This window comes from Catenuloplanes japonicus (genome assembly GCF_000717135.1).
Classification (GTDB): domain Bacteria; phylum Actinomycetota; class Actinomycetes; order Mycobacteriales; family Micromonosporaceae; genus Catenuloplanes; species Catenuloplanes japonicus.
In genome coordinates, this window is sequence record NZ_JNXY01000010.1 from 105,510 (window position 1) to 128,047 (window position 22,538).

Annotated in this window: 20 protein-coding genes and 1 pseudogene; 9 read left to right on the forward strand and 12 right to left on the reverse strand. The window is 71.7% G+C overall.

What is annotated here, in order from left to right; genetic code table 11:
- Nucleotides 1-14 precede the first annotated feature (14 nt).
- Entirely contained in the window at nt 15-977 is a 963-nt protein-coding gene (locus OP04_RS17715; RefSeq protein WP_033340812.1) for a GNAT family N-acetyltransferase, read from the reverse strand.
- Between the two features lie 86 nt (nt 978-1,063).
- Here OP04_RS17715 and fdxA point away from each other — a divergent pair, with 86 nt between their 5' ends.
- The 5 genes from fdxA (at nt 1,064) to OP04_RS17740 (ending at nt 5,611) form a co-directional block, all read left to right on the forward strand.
- Nucleotides 1,064-1,390, forward strand: a complete 327-nt coding sequence (gene fdxA / locus OP04_RS17720; RefSeq protein ID WP_033340813.1) for a ferredoxin — start codon at nt 1,064-1,066, stop codon at nt 1,388-1,390.
- An 11-nt stretch (nt 1,391-1,401) separates the two neighbouring features.
- Nucleotides 1,402-2,499: a succinyldiaminopimelate transaminase gene (gene dapC, locus OP04_RS17725; protein ID WP_033340880.1), complete on the forward strand. Its 1,098-nt coding sequence runs from the start codon at nt 1,402-1,404 to the stop codon at nt 2,497-2,499.
- An 809-nt stretch (nt 2,500-3,308) separates the two neighbouring features.
- On the forward strand, nt 3,309-3,671 hold the full coding sequence (locus tag OP04_RS17730; RefSeq protein WP_033340814.1) for a YciI family protein: 363 nt from the start codon (nt 3,309-3,311) through the stop codon (nt 3,669-3,671).
- A gap of 365 nt (nt 3,672-4,036) precedes the next feature.
- Complete coding sequence (locus OP04_RS17735; RefSeq protein WP_033340815.1) at nt 4,037-5,299, forward strand: RNA polymerase sigma factor; 1,263 nt, start codon at nt 4,037-4,039, stop codon at nt 5,297-5,299.
- A gap of 15 nt (nt 5,300-5,314) precedes the next feature.
- Complete coding sequence (locus OP04_RS17740; protein WP_033340816.1) at nt 5,315-5,611, forward strand: DUF4287 domain-containing protein; 297 nt, start codon at nt 5,315-5,317, stop codon at nt 5,609-5,611.
- On the opposite strand, the gene OP04_RS17745 is transcribed toward OP04_RS17740, so the two are convergent.
- The 3 genes from OP04_RS17745 to OP04_RS17755 all read right to left on the reverse strand — a co-directional run bounded on the left by OP04_RS17745 (nt 5,604) and on the right by OP04_RS17755 (nt 8,814).
- The gene (locus tag OP04_RS17745; RefSeq protein ID WP_157239954.1) at nt 5,604-7,409 is read right to left on the reverse strand and encodes a PAS domain S-box protein; all 1,806 of its coding nucleotides are present in this window, start codon (nt 7,407-7,409) and stop codon (nt 5,604-5,606) included. The two genes, OP04_RS17740 and OP04_RS17745, sit on opposite strands and share 8 nt — an antisense overlap.
- Nucleotides 7,410-7,524: 115 nt before the next feature.
- Nucleotides 7,525-8,148, reverse strand: a complete 624-nt coding sequence (locus OP04_RS17750) for a nucleoside/nucleotide kinase family protein (RefSeq protein WP_033340881.1) — start codon at nt 8,146-8,148, stop codon at nt 7,525-7,527.
- A 177-nt stretch (nt 8,149-8,325) separates the two neighbouring features.
- Complete coding sequence (locus OP04_RS17755; protein ID WP_157239957.1) at nt 8,326-8,814, reverse strand: hypothetical protein; 489 nt, start codon at nt 8,812-8,814, stop codon at nt 8,326-8,328.
- 760 nt (nt 8,815-9,574) lie between these two features.
- Between OP04_RS17755 and OP04_RS17760 the strand changes: the two genes are divergently transcribed.
- Nucleotides 9,575-12,853, forward strand: coding sequence for a galactose-binding domain-containing protein (locus OP04_RS17760; protein WP_033340819.1), 3,279 nt, complete (start codon nt 9,575-9,577; stop codon nt 12,851-12,853).
- A gap of 39 nt (nt 12,854-12,892) precedes the next feature.
- Here OP04_RS17760 and OP04_RS17765 read toward each other — a convergent pair whose 3' ends face one another.
- The 3 genes from OP04_RS17765 to OP04_RS17775 form a co-directional block, all read right to left on the reverse strand.
- Complete coding sequence (locus tag OP04_RS17765; RefSeq protein WP_033340820.1) at nt 12,893-13,714, reverse strand: MerR family transcriptional regulator; 822 nt, start codon at nt 13,712-13,714, stop codon at nt 12,893-12,895.
- 149 nt (nt 13,715-13,863) lie between these two features.
- Nucleotides 13,864-14,814 (reverse strand): serine/threonine-protein kinase, encoded by a 951-nt coding sequence (locus OP04_RS17770; protein WP_033340821.1) that lies wholly within the window; start codon nt 14,812-14,814, stop codon nt 13,864-13,866.
- 33 nt (nt 14,815-14,847) lie between these two features.
- Complete coding sequence (locus OP04_RS17775) at nt 14,848-16,062, reverse strand: MFS transporter (protein WP_033340822.1); 1,215 nt, start codon at nt 16,060-16,062, stop codon at nt 14,848-14,850.
- Nucleotides 16,063-16,214: 152 nt separating this feature from the next.
- Between OP04_RS17775 and OP04_RS17780 the strand changes: the two genes are divergently transcribed.
- Both OP04_RS17780 and OP04_RS54655 read left to right on the forward strand, forming a co-directional pair.
- Nucleotides 16,215-16,991 (forward strand): SGNH/GDSL hydrolase family protein, encoded by a 777-nt coding sequence (locus tag OP04_RS17780; RefSeq protein ID WP_033340823.1) that lies wholly within the window; start codon nt 16,215-16,217, stop codon nt 16,989-16,991.
- A 63-nt stretch (nt 16,992-17,054) separates the two neighbouring features.
- The gene (locus tag OP04_RS54655; RefSeq protein ID WP_198153874.1) at nt 17,055-17,210 is read left to right on the forward strand and encodes a hypothetical protein; all 156 of its coding nucleotides are present in this window, start codon (nt 17,055-17,057) and stop codon (nt 17,208-17,210) included.
- Between the two features lie 4 nt (nt 17,211-17,214).
- On the opposite strand, the gene OP04_RS17785 is transcribed toward OP04_RS54655, so the two are convergent.
- Nucleotides 17,215-18,381 (reverse strand): hypothetical protein, encoded by a 1,167-nt coding sequence (locus tag OP04_RS17785; protein ID WP_051798199.1) that lies wholly within the window; start codon nt 18,379-18,381, stop codon nt 17,215-17,217.
- Nucleotides 18,382-18,614: 233 nt separating this feature from the next.
- Here OP04_RS17785 and OP04_RS17790 point away from each other — a divergent pair, with 233 nt between their 5' ends.
- Nucleotides 18,615-19,199 carry an LURP-one-related/scramblase family protein gene (locus OP04_RS17790; RefSeq protein WP_033340824.1) on the forward strand — a complete coding sequence of 195 codons (585 nt, stop codon included), beginning with the start codon at nt 18,615-18,617 and terminating at the stop codon, nt 19,197-19,199.
- 4 nt (nt 19,200-19,203) lie between these two features.
- Here OP04_RS17790 and OP04_RS17795 read toward each other — a convergent pair whose 3' ends face one another.
- The 4 genes and pseudogenes from OP04_RS17795 to OP04_RS17810 all read right to left on the reverse strand — a co-directional run bounded on the left by OP04_RS17795 (nt 19,204) and on the right by OP04_RS17810 (nt 22,499).
- Nucleotides 19,204-19,857, reverse strand: coding sequence for a biliverdin-producing heme oxygenase (locus OP04_RS17795; protein WP_033340825.1), 654 nt, complete (start codon nt 19,855-19,857; stop codon nt 19,204-19,206).
- 126 nt (nt 19,858-19,983) lie between these two features.
- Nucleotides 19,984-20,939, reverse strand: a pseudogene (locus OP04_RS17800) (LLM class flavin-dependent oxidoreductase).
- 129 nt (nt 20,940-21,068) lie between these two features.
- Nucleotides 21,069-21,857 carry a SigB/SigF/SigG family RNA polymerase sigma factor gene (locus tag OP04_RS17805; RefSeq protein WP_033340827.1) on the reverse strand — a complete coding sequence of 263 codons (789 nt, stop codon included), beginning with the start codon at nt 21,855-21,857 and terminating at the stop codon, nt 21,069-21,071.
- A 201-nt stretch (nt 21,858-22,058) separates the two neighbouring features.
- Nucleotides 22,059-22,499, reverse strand: a complete 441-nt coding sequence (locus OP04_RS17810) for a phytochrome family protein (protein WP_033340828.1) — start codon at nt 22,497-22,499, stop codon at nt 22,059-22,061.
- Nucleotides 22,500-22,538 lie beyond the last annotated feature (39 nt).

Here is a 22,538-nt window from a genome sequence, read left to right on the forward strand (position 1 = left end):
GATCAAGATCACAATCACGACGCAGCGGTACGGGTGAGGTACGTGTGATGCGTGCCGAACCCGAGCCGCCCGTAGAGCGCGACCGCAGCCGTGTTCTGCTCCTCCACCTGGAGGAACGCGCGCCGCGCGCCCACCTCCTGCCCCCACTGCGCCGCGGCCCGCACCAGGTGTGAGCCCAGCCCGCGCCGCCGGTGCTCCGGCAGCACGTCCAGCAGCGAGATGCCGAGCCACTCGCCGTTGCCGGTCACGGTGGCGCGCGTGATCGCGACCGGCGTGCCGTCGTCGCCGTAGACCTCCAGGAACGCGGTCTCCGGCACCGCGGTCAGGATCTGGCGGGCGACCGGCGGCGGCGTGCCCTTGCGGGCGGCCGTGACCGCGAGCCAGGCGTCGCTGATCCGCTCCCGTCGCCGTACCGCGGGAAGGTCGTGTCGTTCCGGTGCCGCCTCCAGGATCGCCGCGACCTGCGCGGTCTGGAACAGCACCAGCGGCGCGGTCTCCCAGCCGCGTGCGTCCAGCTCCGCGTTGACCGGCGCGGCCAGCGGCAGCGGCACGTTCATCCGGGGCGGCAGGCCGTGCGCCCGGTACCACGCCTCGACCGCGTCGACCGCGGCCGGCAGCGGCCGGTCCGGGTCGCCGATCGGCAGCGCGGAGTTGGCCCGCCCGGTCCACCCGCCGGCCGCGCGCAGCAGCCAGCCGCCCTGCGACTCCTGGATCGGCGCCGGCCAGGCCTCGTTCGCGGCCAGCTCGGAGGCGATCATGTCCGCCGCCGTGGGCCGCCGGGTGGGCGGTACGCGCTTGGCCCGGTGCACCTCGTCGAGGGGGACGCGGACGGTGCCGGCGGCGGTCGCTATCGTGAGTTCGGTCTCGCTCAGCGCCACGAGTTCGCCGAGAGAGTCCGAAAAGAGCGTTCGACCACCGCGAGATCCGACAATTCGCCGCACTACAACTCGGTGTCCCACATCCTGCCTACGGAGCACGATCGACCCCCTCCCCGGCGAGATACTAGGCTCTTATGCGCCGTGGGTTGTAAAGCAAGCGGCGTGGTCTTCGACAGGAGTGACCCGTGACCTACATCATCGCCGAGCCCTGCGTCGATGTCCTGGACAAGGCATGCATCGAGGAGTGCCCGGTCGACTGCATCTACGAGGGCAACCGCATGCTCTACATCCACCCGGATGAGTGCGTGGACTGCGGTGCGTGCGAGCCGGTCTGCCCGGTCGAGGCCATCTTCTACGAGGACGACGTGCCGGAGCAGTGGAAGGACTACACCACCGCGAACTACCGGTTCTTCGAGGACCAGGGCTCGCCCGGTGGCGCCTCCAAGGTCGGCAAGATCGACAAGGACGACCCGTTCGTCGCCGGCCTCGCGCCGCGCGGCGAGGGACACTGAGCGCCCCGGCGATCCGGCCGGTCGGGCTCGCGGCGCGGCTGCCGGACTTCCCCTGGGACCAGCTGGTCCCGGCGAAGACCACGGCGGCCGCACACGCCGGCGGGCTCGTGGACCTGTCGATCGGCACGCCGGTCGACCCCGTTCCCGCGGTCGTGCGCGACGCACTGGCCGCGGGTTCGAACGCGCCCGGATACCCTCTCACCGCCGGTAACCCGCGGTTGCGTACCGCGATCACGGACTGGTTCGCCGCCACCTGCGGCGCCGGCCTGCCCGGCCTCGGCGTGCTGCCCACGATCGGCTCCAAGGAGCTGGTCGCGTGGCTGCCGACGCTGCTCGGCCTCGGCCCCGGCGACACCGTGGTCATCCCGGAGGTCGGCTACCCGACCTACGAGGTGGGCGTCCAGCTCGCCGGCGCCACCGTGGTCCGCGCCGACTCGCTCACCGCACTCGGCCCGCAGCGGGTCCGGCTGATCTGGATCAACTCCCCGTCCAACCCGACCGGCCGGGTCCTCCCGGCCGCGCACCTGCGCAAGGTCGTGGACTGGGCGCGCGAGCGCGGCGCGATCGTGGCCAGCGACGAGTGCTACCTCCCGCTCGGCTGGGAGGCCGAGCCGGTCTCCGTGCTCTCGCCCGAGGTCCGCGGCGACAGCTACCGCGGCGTGCTCGCCGTGCACTCGCTCTCCAAGCGGTCGAACCTGGCCGGGTACCGCGGCGGCTTCCTCGGCGGCGACCCGGAGATCGTGTCCGAGCTGCTGGCCGTGCGCAAGCACGCCGGCATGATCGTGCCCGAGCCCGTGCAGGACGCGATGACCGCCGCACTCGGCGACGAGACCCACGTGGCCGCCCAGCGCGCCCGCTACGCCGCCCGACGCGAGCTGCTGCACCCCGCACTGATCAAGGCAGGCTTCGCCATCTCCCACTCCGAGGCCGGCCTCTACCTGTGGGCCACCCGCGACGAGGACTGCTGGGACACGGTCGCCTGGCTGGCCGACCGCGGCATCCTGGTCGCCCCCGGCAGCTTCTACGGCCCCGTCGGCGCGAAGCACGTCCGGGTCGCCCTGACCGCCTCCGACGAGCGCATCGCCGAGGCAGTCTCCCGCCTCACCTGAGGACCCGCGGACGGCCTGCCCGCCCCGCGAAACCCTCCGGGTCGCGCCCTCCGGCACGTAACGCAAGCCCGATCACGGCGGGCCACGACCGGCGTGATCGGGAGCAGCGTGCCGAGGCCAGGCCGCCTGCGGCGGACAAGACAACATATATGCCGATTTGGTCTCACATCACCTGCCGAGGCCTCCCGGCGACACCGGTCGGCCGCAGGCGGCCTCCCTGCCAGGTCCGTGGCCGCACGAACAAAGCAACCCCAGCAGGGCGCGCTACCTCCCGTCACGCCAGAGCCTCCGGCCGCAAGGACGGGTCGCAGCAGCCCGGCGGGCGCTATCTACTGAAATTTCGGGCGTACAGCGCCCGTTGATCACGACCTGCGCCGGGCCCGCGCCGCTCTCGTGCCGCGCTGCTCTCGTGCCGCGCGGCTCTTGTGCAGCGTCTGCTCTCGTGCCGCGCTGCTCTCGTGCCGCGCTGCTCTCGTGCCGCGCGGCTCTTGTGTAGCGTCTGCTCTCGTGCCGCGCTGCTCTCGTGCCGCGCCCGCTCTTGGGCCGTGCTGTCATCGGGTTGTGCCTGCTCTCGTGCCGTGTCCGTTCTCGCCCGGGTCCCTCCCGATCCGGGCGCTGCGCGCCCGAAATTTCGGCATTTAAAGCCCTCGCACGGTCACGGAATGTCGGCGCAGCGAATCTGGACGGATCGGCTCCGCGGCCGATGCCGGGCGTTGTAAAAATTTCCGGGCGGCCGATGTCCGGATCGGCAGGGCGAGCGCGACGCAGGGGTGACAGCGGACCGGGAGCCGAGACATGGGAGACAGTTCATGCAGTTCATGACCATGCTGAAGATGCGCGAGGACGCGGGGCCGCCTCCGCCGGACTTCTACGAGGCGATGGGCGCCTACATCGCCGGCGTCGCCGCGAGCGGCAGGCTCATCACCACCGGAGGTCTTCTGCCCAGCTCCGCCGGGGTGGAGGTGCGAGCCACCACCGGTGGCATCGTCGTCACCCACGGCCCGTTCACCGAGGCCACCGAACTGATCGGCGGCTACGCCGTCTTCAAGGTCGGCTCACGCGACGAGGCCATTGCGATGGCGACGGAGTTCGTGCAACTGCACGTGGACCACTGGCCCGGCTGGGAGGGCGCCTCCGAGATCCGGCAGATCGCGGAGCCACCCCCGCGCTGACCGGAGCCGCTCCGCGCGGCAGAGCCGCCGCCACGCTGCCCGGAGCCGCCCCGCGCTGCCCGGAGCCGCTCCGCGCTGCCCGGAGCCGCTCCGCGCAGCAGGGCCGCCGCCACGCTGCCCGGAGCCGCCCCGCGCTGCCCGGAGCCGCTCCGCGCGGCAGAGCCGCCGCCACGCTGCCCGGAGCTGCCCCGCGCTGCCCGGAGCCGCTCCCGCGCGGCAGAGCCGCCGCCACGCTGACCGGAGCCGCTCCGCGCGGCAGAGCCACCCCCGCGCTGACCAGAGCCGCCCCGTGCTGACCGAGCCGCGCGGCAAGGGATGCGCGGGGCGCCTTGCCGGGGTGGTGGCGGGGCTGCTGTGATCGGCGGATGGGGAGTGCGGATGAGGTCGTTGCGGCCGTCTGGCGGGAGCAGTCCGCGCGGCTCGTCGGCGGGCTGCTCCGGCTGACCCGCGACGCCGATCTGGCACAGGATCTCGCGCACGACGCCATGGTGGCGGCCCTGGAGCAGTGGCCGTCCGCCGGTGTCCCGGAGAACCCGGCTGCCTGGCTGATGGCCGTCGCCCGTCGCCGTGCCGTCGACCACTTCCGCCGCGCGGAGCGGCACGAACGGGCCGAGACCCGGATCGCCCACGAGTTACGGACCGCGTCGAGGGAGGAGGAGCAGATGCCGGAGGTCGACACGGTCGACGACGACACGCTGCGCCTGATGCTCCTGACCTGCCATCCGGCGCTGACCACCGAGTCGCAGGTCGCGCTCACGCTGCGGCTGGTCGGCGGCCTCACGTCCCGGGAGATCGCCCGCGCGTTCCTCGTGCCGGAGGACACGGTGGCCCGGCGGATCACCCGGGCCAGGACCACGCTGGCGTGGGTGGCCCGCACGACCACGGCCGATGACGGGGAGCCGTTCGACCTGCCCGGCCCGGCCGCGCGCCGGCAGCGGCTGCCGACGGTGATGAACGTCGTCTACCTGGTCTTCACCGAGGGCTATGCCGCGACCGCCGGCGAGGACTGGATGCGGCCGGCGCTGTGTGACGAGGCCATCCGCCTGGGGCGGCTGGTGACCACGCTGTTCCCGGACGAGCCGGAGGCGTCCGGGCTGCTGGCGCTGATGTGGCTGCAGTCCTCCAGGGCCGGCGCGCGCACCGACGGTGACGGCGCGGCCGTGCTGCTGGAGCAGCAGGACCGGGGTCGTTTCGACCGGGACGCGATCCGCCGGGGGACCGAGGCGCTCGGGCGCGCGCTGTCCGCCGGGCCGCCCGGCCCGTACACGCTGCAGGCCGCCATCGCGGCCTGTCACGCGCGGGCGGCGAGCGTGCGGGACACGGACTGGGCCACGATCGCCGGCCTGTACGACGCGCTGGCCCACCTGACGGCCTCGCCCATCGTGCTGCTGAACCGCGCGGTCGCCCACGGCATGCACGCCGGGCCGGACGTGGGCCTGCGCCTGGCGGACGAGCTCGCGGCGCTGCCGGGCCTGCGCGGCCACCATCATCTGCCGAGCGTGCGCGCCGAGTTGCTGTCCCGGCTCGGACGGCACGCGGAGGCGCGGCGTGAGTTCCGGCATGCGGCCGGGCTCGCCACGAACGCCCGGGAACGGGACCTGCTGCTCGGCCGGGCCGAGCAGCTCTGACCACCAGGAGCAGTCATGTCATTCCAGGCCTACCTGGACGCGATCGAGGTCAAGACCGGCCGGACGCCGGCCGCGCTCCTCGCCGAGGCGCACGAGCGGGGTTACGGAGCGGACACCCGTACCGCGGAGATCGTGCTCTGGCTCAAGGACGACCATGGGCTCGGCCGCGGCCATGCCATGGCGCTGGTGCACGTGATCAGGAACGGCCCGGTGATCGGCGACAAGCACGTCGGCAGCACCGGCGCCCACCGCGACGACAGCACGGTGCTGTACCTGCAGGGCCGGGCCCACCCGGAGCGGGACGCTACTTGAACCGGTTCGTGACGGAGCGCCGGTTCTTGCCCGGCGCCGAGTCGAGCAGCGCGCGCTGGATGAGCGCCTGCTCCTTGCGGTGGCGGCCGGCCGCGTCGCACAGCGTCAGCACGTAACCGCGGACCAGCCGGTCCGCGCGCAGGTCACGGCAGCTGACGTCGAGCACGATGCGGCTGCCGTCCTCGCGCAGCAGGCTCCACTCCTCGCGGACGCCCTCTTCCCGCCCGGAGCCGCGGGCCAGCTCGAACGTGCGGTTCACCTGGGGCCGGTCGTCCGGCTGTACCAGGTCGGCGAGCGTGCCGAACACCCTGGGCCGGACGCCGAGCACCGTGGGCAGCGACGGCGAGTAGTACCGGATCCGGTCCGCCTCGTCGACGATCAGCACCACGTCGCTGGTGTTCTGGACGACGGCGGAGACGTACTGGTCGGACTCGCGGCGGGTCACCTCGTCGGTCAGGAAGATCCGCTCCAGCGCCAGCGTGGCCTGGACCGCGACCACCTCGATGCTGTCCTGCAGCGACTCCAGCACGTGGATGTCGGCGGAGACGAAGAGCGCGCCGACCCTGGGCGGCCCGACCGCGGAGTCGTCCAGCACCAGCGGGCAGACCAGCGTGCCGGGCAGGCTGCCGAGCTGCTCCGCGAGCGCGGGGTGCAGCGCGTGCGTCTTCAGCAGCCGGGTGCGTCGTGCCGCGGCCGGGGTCGGCACCGGGTACGGCGCCGGCATCCCCGGCCCCCACACGCTGCTCGCCCGGTTCACGCTCAGCACGACCGTGTGCTCCGCGTCCTTCAGCAGTGAGCCGAGCGCCTCCCGGATAGCGGTGTCCACCTCGTCCGGTCCGGCCGCGGCGACGAGCGCGCCGCAGATCTCGCGCAGGTGCCGTTCCCGGGCGAGGAGCCGCCGGTGCTTCTCCACCGCGTCGAAGAGCCGGGCGAAGACCGCGCCGTAGATGACCGTGGCGATCGCGGCGATCATCAGGCCGTCCGTCACCGTGCCGCGCAGCGTCTCGACCAGGAGCACGACCGGGGGGACCAGCACGGACAGCCCGAGCAGCACCTTCCACGCCAGGCGCATGTCGCCGGGCTCGGTCGCGGGTGGTGAGGTCAGCCGGGACATCGACGGGTGCAGCGCCGCCTGCCCCCAGGCGATGTAGAACAGCAGGTAGGCGAGCTCGAACGGGCTCCCGTCCGGCCAGCCGTCGCCCTGCACCGACATGATCAGCCAGGCGGCGTCGCCGAAGAGCAGCCCGCCCGCGCCGACCGCGAGCAGCGTGACGGACGCGCTGAGCCGGGTGTTGATGGTCAGCCCCACGGTCGCCAGCAGCAGGAACAGGCAGCCGAGCGAGTGGGTGGCCGCGCCGGTGGTGTCCACGTCCTCGCGGCGCATGGCCGGGCTGATGATCAGCACCCAGGCCAGCAGCGCGGCGGACGCGCCGAGCGTGAGCCAGTCCAGCAGCCGGGACCGGTCGCGGACCAGACCGCTCGGCCGGGTCAGCTGGATCAGGCCGATCACGATCAGCGGGAACATCGTCAGGTAGGCGATCTCGGACACGACCATCGCGAGGCCCTCGCGATGCTGCCCGTAGAACGTGTCGCCGATCGACATGACGGCCGCGGTGGCGCCCAGGAACCACCAGGGCGAGCGCCGCATCGGCCCGTTGACGTGCACACCGACGATGATCGCGGTGACCGTGGTGAGCCCGATCAGCGCGAAGACCACGGAGTCCGGGATCGGGGTGAACACGGCGGCCCCGAGCACGACCATGACCGCGGCGTGCGCGGCCATCAGGCGACGGGTCACTGGGCTGACCGCCTTCCCGTCGGATTGTGGACTGGCAGAGGACTCTGGTCTACCAGCCGAACAGCGTGAGCGCATATCGTCCGCCTGGATCATCGATCAGGGCAAGGGCACTCACCTAGGACAGCGGGACGATCAGATCGGCGCGGCTCTTCGTCCCGCCGATGAGCTCCGCGTTCGCCTGGTCACTGCCGAGCGAGCGCTCCCGGGCCTCGGCCTCGTCCCGGCCGTACGCCATGTGCCGCGCGATCAGCCGCCGCAGCCGCTCCGGCTCGTCCAGATCGAGGTACCAGACCTCGTCCAGCAGCCCGCGCACGCCGCCCCAGACGCCGTCCGGCAGCAGCAGGTAGTTGCCCTCGGTGATCACCAGGCGGGTCTGCGGCGGCACCGGGATCGCGCCCGCGATCGGGTCCTCGATCTCGCGGCGGAAGACCGGCGCGTAGACCGTGGTGTCCGTCTCGGCGCGGATCCGGCGCAGCAGCGCGGCGTACCCGGCGGCGTCGAACGTGTCCGGCGCGCCCTTGCGCGCGTGCCGGCCGATCCGTCGCAGCTCCGCGTCCGCGAGGTGGAAACCGTCCATCGGTACGACCGTGACCGCCGCCCCCGCCCCCGTCAGCGCGTCGGCGAGGCGTGCGGCGACGGTCGACTTGCCGGCACCGGGCGGACCGGCGAGGCCCAGGATGCGTCGTTGTGCGCCGCCCGCCATGCGGGTCGCGCGGTCCACGAGGTCGGTCCACTGCATGGGCTCCAGCATAAAAACGGCTCCCCGTGCGCTCGCGCGGCGCGGGGAGCCGTAACGGCGTACCTCCAGCGACTGCCGCATCCCGTGACCGGGAGTGTCGGCAGGTAACAGAGCGTGGGCAACAGTACGCAGTGAAGGGAATTTTATCTCGCGAAACCGTCTTTGACCGCAGAATCTTCAGGCGGAATCCGCCACGGGAAGACGAACTCCCGCCCCGGTGATGACGAAGCGGTAGACCGCGGTGCGGCAGGCGGCCGAGACCGTGGCCGGCACGGAGACCGGGATCGTCCCCACGTCCAGGCTTTCGTGCGGCGCCAGCGTGACCGGCAGCCGCGGCGTGCCGTCGTGCGGTCCGATCGTGACGTCCGAGGCGGTCGCGGCGCAGTCCGGCGCGGACACCTCGCCGATGCGGCCGGTCAGCGCGTCGATGCGGATCCGGACGTCGTGCGGATTGGTCAGCCGCACGCGCAGCGGCGTGGTGCTGCCCGGCGCCGGCGAGTCGACCGGCTCGCTGCGCAGGCTGAACCGGAACCCGTTCGCCGCGGGCTCGGCCCGCTGCTCGACCGTCACCGCGTCCGCTCGCATCGACAGCCCGCCCACCAGCGCGGTCATCGCCACGGCCGCCACCGACATCGCTACCCAGCGCCAGCGGTACATGTGCCGCATCCGCGCTCACCTCCGAGGTGTCACCGGTAGGGACGGACGGGTGTCTCCCCAGCCCATCGCCCGCCCCTACCGGTAGTTCATGAACCCGGCGCGCCCGGTGGCCGCCGCGTGTCCCGCCGTGTCGCGCGGCCTGCCGGGCGGCACCGGTTGACGGTGCGCCGGCGGTGCCTGCGCGCGGGTGGGAACTGGTGCACGTGTCTGTCCTTCGTGGTGGCGGCCCGCCGGGCGACGGTGCTGATCGCGGCGCCCGGCGGGCCCATGAGGGTGGCTTTCGCGCCGAAGTGGCGCTGACGAAGAATCTGCCGGATATCGAGAGAACGGGAAATCCGTTGTCCGTGCGGGAAGATTGAGCGCTCAAGCGTGCGGTACGGCTGTCCGGGCTACCCCGATCGGGCTAACGCCGGGCGTCGATACCCGTCCGTACCCGGCCGGTGCCCGGGAAAGCCGCGAATGGACCGGACTTCCGGCCCAACGCTGTCAACTACGCGCGGCTCTGCCGGTGACGGGTGTGCGGTGTCTTCTGACCGACAGGGTGTACCGCCCATTAAGGACATCTGACACATTCCACGCGGCATGGAAGTCGATGTATCCCCGACCGTTGACGTGGCCGTAGCGCGTCTGCAACATTTGGCGCAGCCTTCTGCAAAATCTCTACAACAGCCCGCCGGATACCCGACTGATCATCGGAACACCGGCGCAGTGCACGCTCCCCTCACCCGAAATATGGGTAGAAGTCGCCCTTCTCCACCGAAGGACCGCCATGAGGAAACGACTGGCCACGCTGGTGGCCGCCGCCGTCACGCTCACCTCGACCGTCCTGTTCGTACCGACGACCCCCGCCGCCGCGGCACCCGCGAACCTGGCCCTGGGCCGGGCCTTCACCGCGAGCAGCAGCAACGCCTCCTACACCGCCGCCAACGCGGGCGACGGCGACCAGGCCTCCTACTGGGAGAGCGCGAACGGCGCCTGGCCACAGTGGATCCAGGTCGACCTCGGCGCCGCCTCCGCCGTGACCAGCGCGGTCCTGAAGCTGCCGGCCGGCTGGGAGACCCGCACCCAGACGATCGCGGTGCAGGACGGCGCGACCGGCGCCACGATCACCGGCGCCACCGGATACACGTTCAACCCGGGCAGCGGGAACACGGTCACCGTCCCGCTCACCGCGACCGTCCGCTACCTGCGACTGGCCATCACGGCGAACACGGCCTGGCCGGCCGGGCAACTGTCCACGCTGGAGGTCTGGGGCGAGGGGACGTCCACGCCGCAGGACCCCAACCTGGCGCTGGGCAGGACGATCACCGGCTCGTCGACGATCCATTCGTTCGTGGCCACCAACGCGAACGACGGGAACGTCGCCACCTACTGGGAGAGCGCGGCGGGCGCGTACCCGGCCACGCTGACCGTGTCGCTCGGCGCGAACGCGTCGCTCACCTCCGTCGCGGTCAAGCTCAACCCGGACGCGGCGTGGGGCGCGCGCACCCAGAACATCGAGGTGCTCGGCCGCGCGCAGAACGCGACCGGCTTCACCACGCTGGCCGGCGCCGCGAACCGCGCGTTCGACCCGGCGAGCGGCAACACGGTCACCATCGGAGTCACGGCCACGGTCGCGGAGGTGCAGCTGCGCTTCACGTCCAACACCGGCGCGTCCGGCGCGCAGGTCGCGGAGCTGCAGGTCTTCGGCACCGCCGCGCCGAACCCGGACCTCACGGTCACCGGCCTGACGTTCGCGCCGGCCGCGCCGGTCGAGACGGACCCGGTCACCGCGTCCGCCGTGGTCCGCAACGCCGGCACCGCCGCGTCCCCGGCCAGCACCGTCCGGTTCTACGTGGGTACGACGCCGGCCGGCACCGCCACGCTCGGCGCGCTCGCGGCCGGCGCCTCCGCCACCGTGACCGCGTCGCTGGGCGCCCGCCCGGCCGGTGTGCTGCAGGTGAGCGCGCGCGTCGACGAGGCGAACGCGATCGTCGAGCTGAACGAGCAGAACAACACGCTGGCCGGCACGCTCACGGTCAGCCCGGTGCCCAGCTCGGACCTGGTCGCGGTCACGTCCTGGTCGCCGAGCAACCCGTCCGCGGGCAGCACGGCCACGTTCACGGTGTCGATCCGCAACCAGGGCACGATCGCGTCCGCGTCCGGCGCGCACGCGATCACGCTGACGCTGCTCAACGAGTCGGGCGCGGTCGTCCGTACCCTCAGCGGCTCTTTCAACGGTGTGATCGCCGCCGGCGCCACCACGGCTCCGGTGTCGCTCGGGACCTGGGCCGCGGCCAACGGCCGTTGGACGGTCCGCGTCGTGCTCGCGGACGACGCCAACGAGGTCGCGGTCAAGCGGGCCAACAACACCGGTGAGACGCCGCTGTTCGTCGGCCGGGGCGCGAACATGCCCTACGAGATGTACGAGGCCGAGGACGGCGCCACCGGCGGCGGCGCGGCCGTGATCGGTCCGAACCGGACGGTCGGCGACCTGGCCGGCGAGGCGTCCGGGCGGCGCGCGGTCACGTTGAACAGCACCGGTTCCTACGTCCAGTGGACCACCCGGGGCAGCACGAACACGCTGGTCACCCGGTTCTCGATCCCGGACGCACCCGGTGGCGGCGGCACCACGTCCACGCTCAACATCTACGTCAACAACACGTTCCTCAAGGCGATCACGCTGACCTCGCGGTACGCGTGGCTCTACGGCGACGAGGCCGGCCCGAACAACAACCCGTCGTCCGGCGCGCCCCGGCACATCTACGACGAGGCGAACGTGCTGCTCGGCACGACCGTCCCGGCCGGCAGCACGATCAAGCTGCAGAAGGACGCGGCGAACGGTGGCACGTTCGCGATCGACTTCGTCAACCTGGAGCAGGTCACGGCCGCGCCGAACCCGGACACGGCCAGGTACGCCGTGCCGACCGGCTTCACCCACCAGGCCGTGCAGGACGCGCTGGACCGGGCGCGGCAGGACGCGAACCTGATCGGCGTCTACCTGCCGGCCGGTGACTACCAGACCGCGTCGAAGTTCCAGGTCTACGGCAAGGCGGTCCGGATCGTCGGCGCCGGCCCGTGGTTCACCCGGTTCCAGGCGCCGGCCGGCCAGGACAACACGGACATCGGCTTCCGGTCCGAGGCCGGCGCGAACGGCTCGGTGTTCTCCGGATTCGCGTACTTCGGCAACTACACGTCGCGGATCGACGGCCCCGGCAAGGTGTTCGACTTCGCCAACCTGGCGAACCAGACGATCGACAACGTCTGGGCCGAGCACATGATCTGCCTCTACTGGGGCGCCAACACGGACAACATGGTCATCAAGAACGCGCGGATCCGGAACACGTTCGCGGACGGCGTCAACATGACCAACGGCAGCACCGGCAACCTGGTCTCGAACAACGACGCGCGCGCCACCGGCGACGACAGCTTCGCGCTGTTCTCCGCCATCGACGCGGGCGGCGCGGACGAGAAGGACAACGTCTTCGAGAACCTGACCAGCACGCTCACCTGGCGCGCGGCCGGTCTCGCGGTCTACGGCGGGTACGCCAACACGTTCCGCAACATCTACATCGCGGACACGCTGGTGTACTCCGGCATCACGATCAGCTCGCTGGACTTCGGGTACCCGATGAACGGCTTCGGCGCGGACCCGCCCACCCGGTTCGAGAACATCTCGATCGTCCGGGCCGGCGGCCACTTCTGGGGACAGCAGACGTTCCCCGCGATCTGGGTCTTCTCCGCCTCGAAGGTCTTCCAGGGCATCCGGGTCAGCGACGTCGACATCGTCGACCCGACCTACAGCGGCATCATGTTCCAGACGCAGTACATCGGTGGCCAGCCGGTCAACCCGATCACCGACACCGTGTTCACCAACGTCTCGATCACCGGCGCGCGGAAGAGCGGCGACGCGTTCGACGCGAAGTCCGGCTTCGGGATCTGGGCCAATGAGCTGCCGGAACAGGGGCAGGGCCCGGCGGTCGGCGCGGTGACGTTCAACAACCTGCGCCTGGCGGACAACGCCCAGGACATCCGCAACACCACTCCGCTGCGGATAACGGTCAACTGATGCGCCGAGGGGCCGCCCAGGTGGCGGCCCCTCGGAGAGCTACGCCCTGACCACCGGCAGCTGGATCTCGGTCACCCAGGCGTCCCGGTCCGCCGGCACCTCCAGGTTCACCTCGCGCGGCGCACCGGTCGCCCGATATCCGTTCTCCTCCACCCAGGCGCCCAGCGCCTGGAACGCCGGCTCCATCTCGGACACCGCGCCGCGGTGGATCACGGTCGCGGCCAGCGGTAGCGCCGGCAGCTCGGTCACCTCGAAGTCCGGGCTCGCCGGCGTACCCGCCGGCACCGGGATCGCGGCGAACACCGTGCTCCCCTCGCCCGCCTCGTTCGTCAGGTAGTGCGCCACCGCCGGCCCGGCGAACCGCGTCCCGGACCGCTCGATCCGGGCGCACAGCTCCTCGAACAGCGGCCCCAGCACCGGCCCGATGTGCTCGTGCCCCCACCCGCCGATCGGCGCGGACATCTGCGCCACCCGCGTGCCCGGCACGTCCTTCAGCACAACCTCTTCCACGGCCATCAGACCCTCGCTCTCGATGAGCCGGAGCCTCGCCTCCACCCGGGCCAGCCGCGCCCGGTCCGCGCTGACCCGCTCCTCCAGCTCCGCCCGCCGCAGCCGCAGCATCCCCCGCAACTCCGCGGGACCGACCTGGTCGTCCAGGATCCCGCGGACCTGCTCAAGGCTGAAGCCGAGATCCTTCAGCGCGAAGATGCGATTGAGGCGCGACAACTGCGTGGCGCTGTAGAAGCGGTAGCCGCTGAACTCGTCCACGCGCGCCGGGCGCAACAGCCCGATCGCGTCGTAGTGGCGCAGCATGCGGACCGACAGGCGGCCCAGGACGGCGAACTCTCCGATACTGAACATGACCCCCCAAGGCTCCGACCTCACACGATGTCAGAGTCAAGACCATGATCTTCCCGCTTCCGGCGTGGTCACCTTCCGCATGCTCCCGCGGGCACCGGTCGTCGCCGGCGCTCCTCCCTGCCGGGTCCGTGGCCGGCGAAGGGCAAACCCTACGGGTCCGCGCGATGCCGGCCCGGAAAGTCCAGGACGTCGGTGGCCTCGTCCCGCCACTGGCCGGGGGAGACCTCGCGGACCAGCGGCGCGGAGCCGGTCAGCGGCACGTAGACCTGGGCGTCGACCGCCTCCGCCAGCAGCAGCGCCACCGCGAAACTGGTGGGCCGGGCCTCGGGGTCGCGGGACATGCACTGGTGGCAGAGCTTCGCGACCTCGTCGGGGAGGTCCGGGATCGGCGGGAGCGGTGCGGCCTCGACGCCGGGCGGGATCGCGTTCGGCGGCACGCCGGGCAGATTCGACGGCTCCCAGGGCAGCGTGCGGGCCAGGCAGAGGTAGAGCAGGACACCGAGCGCGTAGACGTCGGCCGCCGGCGTGGCGGGCGTGACACCGTCCGCCTCCAGCCGCTCCGGCGCGACGAACGCCGGCGTGCCGACGATGGTGCCGTCGACCGCGGAGTCCGGCTCGCCGGCTATCGCCGCGATGCCGAAGTCCAGCACCTTGACGCCGGCGGGGGTGAGGATGATGTTCGCGGGCTTGATGTCGCGGTGGACGATCCCGTGCACGTGCGCGGCGGCCAGCGCGGCCGCGACCTCGGCACACACCCGCACGGCGATGTGCCAGTCGATCGGCCCGGCGCGCAGGTGGTCCGCGAGCGTCTCGCCCTCGACCAGCTCCATCACGATGTACGGCGCCGGTGTCCCCGGCAGCAGCGACGACATGCCGAAGTCGTGCACGCCGGCCACGTTCGGGTGGGAGAGCCGGGCCGCGGACCGGGCCTCGGTGCGGACCTGCTCCACCACGGCCGAGGACGACTCGATCAGGTGCGGTGCGATGAGCTTGACCGCGACCGGCCGGTCCAGCACGTCGTCGTGCCCGCGCCAGACCTCGGACATCCCGCCCACGCCGATGCGTTGTTCGAGGCGGTAGCGCTCGCCCAGAACGCGCATCGGGGTCTCCTCGGGGCTAGACGTAACCCTTGATCATCTACCCGTTTGCGCGCCGGTCAAACCCGCCGCGAGGGGTGGTTGCGCACGTTCGGTCATCCGTGACACGGACAGGACGACCAGTCCGGCGACGGAGAGAACCGCGCCGACCCACGCGGTGGACAGGTATCCGTACCCCGCCGCGATCACCACCCCGCCGAGCCAGGCGCCGGCCGCGTTGGCCAGGTTGAGCGCGGAGTGGTTGGAGCTGGCCGCGAGCGCGGGCGCGTCCGGCGAGACCGCCATCAGCCGCATGGTGAGCGCGGTGCCGATGACCTGGCAGGCCACGCCGATCAGGAAGATCAGGAAGACCGCCGACGGGATGTACTGCGCCGTGGTCGCGAACAGCACCAGCACGGCCAGCATGCCGACCATGCCGCCGAGCAGCGTGCCCATGATGGACAGGTCAGCGAGCCGGCCGCCGAGCAGCGTGCCCACGGTCATGCCGACGCCGAACACGGCCAGCACCCACGGGACGCCACTGGCCGGCAGGCCGCTGACCTCGGTGAGCGTGGGGGAGACGTAGCTGTAGACCGCGAACATGCCGCCGAATCCGACGATGCCGGTGACCAGCGCGAACCAGACCTGCGGACGGCGGAACGCGCCGAGCTCCGTCCTGATCGTGGCGTGCGCCGCGGCCGGGACCAGCGGCACCAGCAGGTGCACGGCCAGGACGGTGAGCAGGCCGATCGCGGCGATCATGCCGTACGCGGCGCGCCAGTGCAGGTGCTGGCCGACCGCGGTCGCCACCGGCACGCCCACGATGTTGGAGACGGTCAGGCCCATCATCACGCCGGCGACGGCGCGGCCACGGCGTTCCGGGGAGACCAGGCGCGCGGCCACCACGGAGGCGATGCCGAAGTACGCGCCGTGCGGCAGGCCCGCGATGAACCGGGCCAGGAAGACCAGCGGCGCGTTCGGCGCGACCGCGGAGAGGCCGTTGCCGACCAGGAACGCGACCATCAGGCCGAGCAGCAGCAGCTTGCGGTCCGTCTTCGCGGTGAGCGCGGTGATCAGCGGCGCGCCGACGACCACGCCGAGCGCGTACGCGCTGATGCCGTACCCCATGGTGGGGATGGAGACGCCGAGCGTGCCGGCCATCTCCGGCAGCAGCCCCATCGCCGCGAACTCGCTGGTGCCGATGCCGAAGCCGCCCAGCGCCACCGCGGTCAGCGCGATGCCGACCCGCCCGGTTGTGATCTCCCCACCCATACCTGGATCGTTCCAGTCCGGCGCGTTGCATTCATAGGACGACCGACACAGCGGGCAATCCGTTCATGTTACCGTCCGGTTACTGAAAAATCGCCGTCTATCTTTGCTGGTAACGCCGGTTTTACGCTCGCCGCACCCCCTAGGAGGTTCGGATGGGCAAGTGGGCTTTCGGGCTGTCCGTCACCATGCTGGCCGCCGTGCTGGTCGCGCCGGCCACCCCGGCCGCCGCTGCGGCGCCGGTCGACTACGTCGCGCTCGGCGACTCCTACTCCGCCGGGACCGGCGCGAGCGGTGCGTCCGGCTCCTGCACCCGCAGCGCCAAGGGCTACCCGCAACTCTGGGCGAACCGGCACGAGGTGTCCTCGTTCGCGTTCGTCGCCTGCGCGGGCGCGACCACCCAGGACGTGCTGGCGAGCCAGGTCTCCGCACTCGGCACCGGTACCGATTTGGTCACCATCACGATCGGCGGCAACGACGCCGGCTTCGCACCCGGCGCGATCTCCTGCGTGCTGGGCGCCGACGACTTCTGCCTGGGCGTGGTGGAGGCGTCCCGGGCGTACATCCGCACCGTGCTGCCGTTCCAGCTCGACGCGCTCTACGCGGAGATCGAGGCGCGCGCGCCGTCCGCCCGCGTGGTCGTGCTCGGCTACCCGCGGCTCTTCGAGACCGGCGCCTGCCCCGGCGGCCTGAGCCTGGTCAAGCGCCAGGCGCTGAACGCCGCGGCCGACGACCTGGCCACCGTCACCCGGGCACGTGCCCAGGCGGCCGGCCTGACCTGGGCGGACACGCGCACGGCCTTCGCCGGCCACGGCGTCTGCGCGGGCACACCGTGGATCAACCGGGTCAACCTGACGAACCTGACCGCCACGTTCCACCCCAATGACGCCGGGTACGCCGGCGGTTACCTGCCGGTGCTGGAAAGCGTTTAGCGATCGCCGAGCGGGGGGTATCGATGCGCCGCACGGATGTATCGAAACCCCCCGGAGGCTCTCATGTCGGTCCAGGCCGTCCTTTACGTCATCGCCATCATCCTGCTCGTCGTGGCCGCGCTGCCGATCACCACGCGTGGCATCTCGCTGTCGCTGCTCGGCGCCGCGTTCGCGCTGCTGGCCTACTCCTGGCCGGTCATCACCGGCGGGGAGGCCTAGGGGCTCAGACCGGCCAGTGGTGGGCGAGGAGCGCGTAGAAGCGGCGCTGGTCCCAGTAGGCGCTGTGCGCGCCCGGGAACGGCACGCCCGCGTCGACCTCCTCGTCCACCGCGCCCGGGAAGACGCGCGCGGCGCAGAACGCCAGCAGGTCGGACCGGTCGTAGACGTTCAGCCACGGCGTGAACGCGGCGCCCGGACGGCCGGGGCGCAGCGTGTCCAGCGCATCCATCAGGTACAGGTACGGCGCCTGTGAGCCGGCCGTGACCAGCAGTTTCACGGACGCGGGCCGGTCCGGGCCGGAGAGCAGGTCGACCGCCGCGATCCCGCCCAGGCTGTGCCCGAGCAGCACCACCGGCGGCGCGGCCCGCGCGGCCTCGGCCGCGATCAGCTCCCGCACCGCCCCGCCCCGGCGCACGTAGAACGCCACGTCCCGGACGAAGTCGGTGGACGGGTCCATCCAGCCGGCCCGCCGCCGCACCAGCATCCGCGTCGCCAGCCGCTCGGCCAGCGGGCGCATCACCCGCCGGACCATGGTGTCCGCGAAGCCCTCGGTCAGCTCCGGCGCCGGCTCCAGCGCCGCGACCAGCAGCGTGGCCAGCGCGTCCCGGGCCGCACCGTCCCGCGCGATCGGCGCGTCCGGCGCGGTGTTCAGCGCGGTCGCCACGATCGCGCGCGCGACCGCGCTGCACAGCTCCGGATCGGCCGCGTCGCCGACCGCGAGCGCGGCGTCCGCGGTCTCCGGCGCGTCCCGGACCGCCGCGATCGCCCGGTCCAGCGCGGCGCGGTCCACGTGGGCCTGATCCGGCAGTGACGACGACAGCGAGTCCAGGCGTTTGTCCAGCGCATCGGGGCTGGACGGGCCCGGGTCGAACAGCTCGGCCAGTATGCGCAGCTCCAGCAGCGGGTCCGCCTGCAGCAGGTCCCACTCGGCGGCGGCGATCTCCGCGGGGGTGGCGGACTCGGCGGCCGACTCCAGACCGGATCCGGCCGGCGGCGGCAGCGCGGGTGTGACGTCCAGGTCCGGCGGGCCGACCGTGCCGCCCCACGCCACACCCCGCACCTGGACGTCCCGCAGCCGGGGCTCGGCGGCGAGACCGTCGCGCAGCCTCGACAGCTGACCGTCGATGTGGTGCGCGCCCGTGCCGTGCACGAACAGCAACGTTCCGGACATGAATCGCCCCCTGGTACTTAACGGATGTATCCGTTCATTCCAGGCTTTCCGCGTACGCGCGTCACTAGGTTTACCTGCTATTTCCCCCGTTGGGATGCGGGCGCGACGTCCGAAATGGCCGATCGAGGGAGGGCTGGCCGAAGATCGGCTACACCCTGGCTTCATGGAGGACAGGAAATGTCGCACGGGTGTGCCAGACTGCGGCCGACGATTCCTGTGGGAGGAAAGACAGCATGACCGACCTTCAGCGGCTCCAGGCGACGCAGCAGTTCCACGTGCGGCAGCGTGTGCGCCTCATGGTTAATCAGTACGAGGTTCGCGCCGTGCAGCCGGACGGCTCCGAGGGCGAGATGATCGCGTTCGCGCAGCAGAAGCGGATGGCGTTCAAGGAGCAGGTCACGCTCTACACGGACGACAGCAAGCAGGTCCCGGTGCTCGGCTTCAAGGCCCGCCAGGTCCTCGACCTCGGCGCGACCTACGACGTGACCGAGCCGTCCGGCGCGCCGATCGGCCTGTTCCGCAAGGACTTCAAGGCGTCGCTGCTGCGCTCCACCTGGATCGTCGAGCAGCCGAGCGTGGGCGCGGTCCGCGGCCAGGAGCGCAGCCAGGCGGTCGCGATCCTGCGCCGCTTCGTCGACTCGCTCTCCTGGTTGCCGTACCACTTCGATTTCGTCACGCCGTCCGGCGAGGTCGTCTTCTCCGTGGTCAAGCAGTGGGGCTTCCGCGACAAGTACGTGGTCTCCGTGCCGAACCCGTATATCGACCGTCGCCTCGTCATCGCGATGGCCGTGGCGCTGGACGCGCTGCAGAGCCGCTGACCGGTCAGCTCGACGTGAGCCGGTGCAGGTCGGCGAAGACGCGATTGTTCAGGTCGTACGCGATCAGGACCTCGTCGATCAGCCGATCCTGCACCGCCCGGTCCCACGGCGCGGCGTCCAGCAGCGCGCGGTACCGGGTCTTGAACTCGCCCGGGTCGCCGAGCGCGTCGAAGCGGTAGAAGCGGACGCCGTCCACGTCGAGGTCGTAACCGGCGCGGATCGCGTCACCGATGTAGAACCCGCCCGACAGATCCCCGAGGTACCGCGTGTAGTGGTGCGCCACGAACGCGGCCGGGTCGTCGAAGCAGGTCGCGGTCATCCGCGCGGTGTAATCGCGGGTGCCCGGCGTCGCCTCGATCCGGTCCCGCCAGTCCGGACCGAGCAGAAACGCCAGGTCCGCGGCGAGCTCGGGCAGCCGGGTCAGCTCCCGCGCGGCGAACGGGGCCGCCACCGGGTCCGCCCGCATCGCCTCCGCCGCCGACTCCAGCACCTCATATATGAAGTAGTGCTGCGCCACCAGCAGCGCATATCCCTCCCGGTCCAGCTCGCCGGCGGTCAGCGAGGCCAGATATCCGGCGCCCTCGGCCGAGCGGTGCGCCCGCCCGGTCTCCTTCCGGAGCCGCAGCGAGAAGTCCTGGTCGGTGTGCGTCGCGGTCATGCTGGCGCTCCTGCCGGGCGGGGATGGTGGGTCCAATGGTGCTGGCTTGACCCCCGGCAGCGCCACCCCTGAGCCCTAGAAGATCAAAATCTTCGCGGGTACGCCGTGCGCCCGATGGTCCAGGCGTCATTCATGCTGCTCGAACGACATGACGCCTGGATCGCCGGTCGTGCGCCTCAGCTCAGGTACTCGGCGGCGACCTTCTCCAGCACGGCCTCGTCGCCGGCGTACCAGCCCTCCGCGCGAGGCCAGTGCGTGACGATGTCGGTGAAGCCCAGCTCGGCGGCGCGGCCGTGCGCGTCCGCGAACGCATCCACGCTGCTCAGCGAGAAAACCGGCGCCGCGTCCAGCGTCAGATAGCGGTCCAGCGAGCCGCGGTCCCGGCCGGCCGCGTCCAGCGCGTCATCGAGCCGCGCGGACACCTCCTCGACCGTCTTCCACCAGGCGTTCTGCTGCGCGACCAGCTCCGCGCCGGACGGCGGGTCGAGCGACGCGCCGGGCAGGCCGCCGGTGGTGACCCAGCCCTGGCCGTGCTGCGCGACCAGGCGCAGGCCGCGCGGGCCGTTCGCCGCCATGATCAGCGGGACCCGGGGACGCTGCACGCAGCCGGGCAGGTTCCGCGCGTCGACGGCCGCGTAGTGCGCGCCCCGCCAGGTCACGTGGTCCTCGCGGAGCAGCAGGTCGAGCAGCGTGACGAACTCCGCGTACCGGTCGAACCGGGTCTTCGGCGTCAGCTCCGGCTCACCCAGCACGGCCGAGTCGAAACCGGTGCCGCCCGCGCCCACGCCCAGCAGCAGCCGGCCGGCGCTGATGTCGTCCAGCGCGGTGACCTCCCGGGCGAACGGGACCGGATGCCGGAAGTTCGGCGACGCGACCAGCGTGCCCAGCTTGATCCGCGAGGTGACCAGCGCGGCCGCGGTCAGTGTCGGCACCGCGTCGAACCACGGCCCGTCGACCAGCGTGCGCCAGCCGATGTGGTCGTAGGTCCAGGCGTGGTCGAAGCCCATCTCCTCGGCCCGGCGCCACCGCCGCTCCGACTCCCGCCACGGCCGGTCCTGCAGGATCACGATTCCGGTACGCATGACCTCACGCTATCGAGCGACCGGGCCGGGACATGCAGGAGACCCGGCACCGAACCGGTTGCCGGGTCTCCTGACGAAATGCGGGGGCGGAGCTCTCGTGCGTACCCCCGCAAGCTTTTGATCTTGTTCTTAGTCGGCCGCGAGGTGGCCGCGCAGCTTGACCAGCGCCTTCGCCAGCAGGCGGGACACGTGCATCTGGCTGACGCCGATCTGGTCCGCGATCTGCGACTGCGTCAGGTTTCCGTAGAAGCGCAACGTCAGTATCTTCTGCTCACGCTCGTCGAGCGCGGCCATCGCCGGGCCGAGCGCGACGCGCAGCTCGGTCAGCTCGTACTCGTGGTCCTCGGCGCCGAGCGTGTCGCCCAGCTCCATGCCGCCCTCGTCGGTGACCGGCGTGGAGAGCGAGGTCGCGGTGTACGCCCGCGCGCCCTCCAGGCCCTCCAGCACCTCCTCCTCGGTGACCCGCAGGTGGGCCGCGATGTCCGCGACCGTGGGGGAGCGGCCCAGGTCCTGGGAGAGCGTCGAGTTCGCCTCGGAGATGGCCAGGCGCATCTCCTGCAGGCGGCGCGGCACCCGGACCGACCAGGTGCGGTCGCGGAAGTGGCGCTTGATCTCGCCGATGATGGTGGGGATCGCGTAACCGGCGAAGTCCACGCCGAACGACGGGTCGAACCGGTCGACGGCCTTGATCAGGCCGATCATCGCGGTCTGGACCAGGTCGTCCATGGCCTCGCCGCGGCCGGAGAAGCGGAGTGCGAGGTGGCGCGCGAGCGGCAGCCAGGCCTCGATCGTCCGTCGGCGGAGTGAAGCACGCGACGGGTGGGTTTCGGGAAGCGCGGCGAGGGCATTAATGAGTTCAGCGCCTTCGGCTGCGGCGGCCTCGTGGTCGGGCCGCGCCCGGGTTGCTGCAACGGTCATGCTGTCCTCCCTCATTAGGGTCTCGACACTAACCTAAAGAGGTGGCCGCTGGTAGCCGAAAGGATGAGGTGTCCCAGCGTTTTGGCCCTTTGCTGTGAGCGGTGTGCTACCCGGCTGGTCTTCCAATACGGAAATGTCGGGTTTATTCGAGGCGCAGAGTGACCAGCTAATGCCGCTTCAGTGAGCTCTGTAACGCCGGTCTCAGCCGGTGCGCTCGTCGATCAGCTCACGCAGCTTCATCGCGGCGTCCCGCGCGAACCGGACATACGACTTACCGCGGTAGTCCAGCTGCTCCGAGTAACGCCGGTTCTGCAGCGGCTCCAGGAACTCGAGCACGGTGCCGAGCGGCGCGCGCAGGTCGTGGACCGTGGCCTCGGCCGCCTCGGCCAGCTTCCGGTTCGTCTCCCGCAGGCCGGACAACTCCTGATTCAGCCCGTCCGCCTTCGTGTTGCCGTCGGTGACGTCGCGCTCCAGGCGCGCGACGTCCCGCTCCAGGCCGGCGATGCGGTCCCGGAGCGCCTCGGCGGCCACTGCCTCCGCGCGCATCTCGGCGCGGAGCAGCGATATGCGGGCACGCATGAGATACAGCCCGGCCGCGGCGGCGGCGAGCAGGATCAGCGTGACGACCAACGCGACGGTCACACCGAAGACGCTATCGCCTGGGGGCCTCCGCCGCTGCGA

What these genes read in the sequence shown, in the direction of transcription:
- OP04_RS17730 (WP_033340814.1), top strand. Translation starts at nt 3,309, where the DNA reads ATGCAGTTCATGACCATGCTGAAGATGCGCGAGGACGCGGGGCCGCCT.
- OP04_RS17735 (WP_033340815.1), top strand. Translation starts at nt 4,037, where the DNA reads ATGGGGAGTGCGGATGAGGTCGTTGCGGCCGTCTGGCGGGAGCAGTCC.
- OP04_RS17740 (WP_033340816.1), top strand. Translation starts at nt 5,315, where the DNA reads ATGTCATTCCAGGCCTACCTGGACGCGATCGAGGTCAAGACCGGCCGG.
- OP04_RS17750 (WP_033340881.1), bottom strand. Translation starts at nt 8,148, where the DNA reads ATGCAGTGGACCGACCTCGTGGACCGCGCGACCCGCATGGCGGGCGGC.
- OP04_RS17755 (WP_157239957.1), bottom strand. Translation starts at nt 8,814, where the DNA reads ATGCGGCACATGTACCGCTGGCGCTGGGTAGCGATGTCGGTGGCGGCC.
- OP04_RS17760 (WP_033340819.1), top strand. Translation starts at nt 9,575, where the DNA reads ATGAGGAAACGACTGGCCACGCTGGTGGCCGCCGCCGTCACGCTCACC.
- OP04_RS17765 (WP_033340820.1), bottom strand. Translation starts at nt 13,714, where the DNA reads ATGTTCAGTATCGGAGAGTTCGCCGTCCTGGGCCGCCTGTCGGTCCGC.
- OP04_RS17770 (WP_033340821.1), bottom strand. Translation starts at nt 14,814, where the DNA reads ATGCGCGTTCTGGGCGAGCGCTACCGCCTCGAACAACGCATCGGCGTG.
- OP04_RS17775 (WP_033340822.1), bottom strand. Translation starts at nt 16,062, where the DNA reads ATGGGTGGGGAGATCACAACCGGGCGGGTCGGCATCGCGCTGACCGCG.
- OP04_RS17780 (WP_033340823.1), top strand. Translation starts at nt 16,215, where the DNA reads ATGGGCAAGTGGGCTTTCGGGCTGTCCGTCACCATGCTGGCCGCCGTG.
- OP04_RS54655 (WP_198153874.1), top strand. Translation starts at nt 17,055, where the DNA reads ATGTCGGTCCAGGCCGTCCTTTACGTCATCGCCATCATCCTGCTCGTC.
- OP04_RS17785 (WP_051798199.1), bottom strand. Translation starts at nt 18,381, where the DNA reads ATGTCCGGAACGTTGCTGTTCGTGCACGGCACGGGCGCGCACCACATC.
- OP04_RS17790 (WP_033340824.1), top strand. Translation starts at nt 18,615, where the DNA reads ATGACCGACCTTCAGCGGCTCCAGGCGACGCAGCAGTTCCACGTGCGG.
- OP04_RS17795 (WP_033340825.1), bottom strand. Translation starts at nt 19,857, where the DNA reads ATGACCGCGACGCACACCGACCAGGACTTCTCGCTGCGGCTCCGGAAG.
- OP04_RS17805 (WP_033340827.1), bottom strand. Translation starts at nt 21,857, where the DNA reads ATGACCGTTGCAGCAACCCGGGCGCGGCCCGACCACGAGGCCGCCGCA.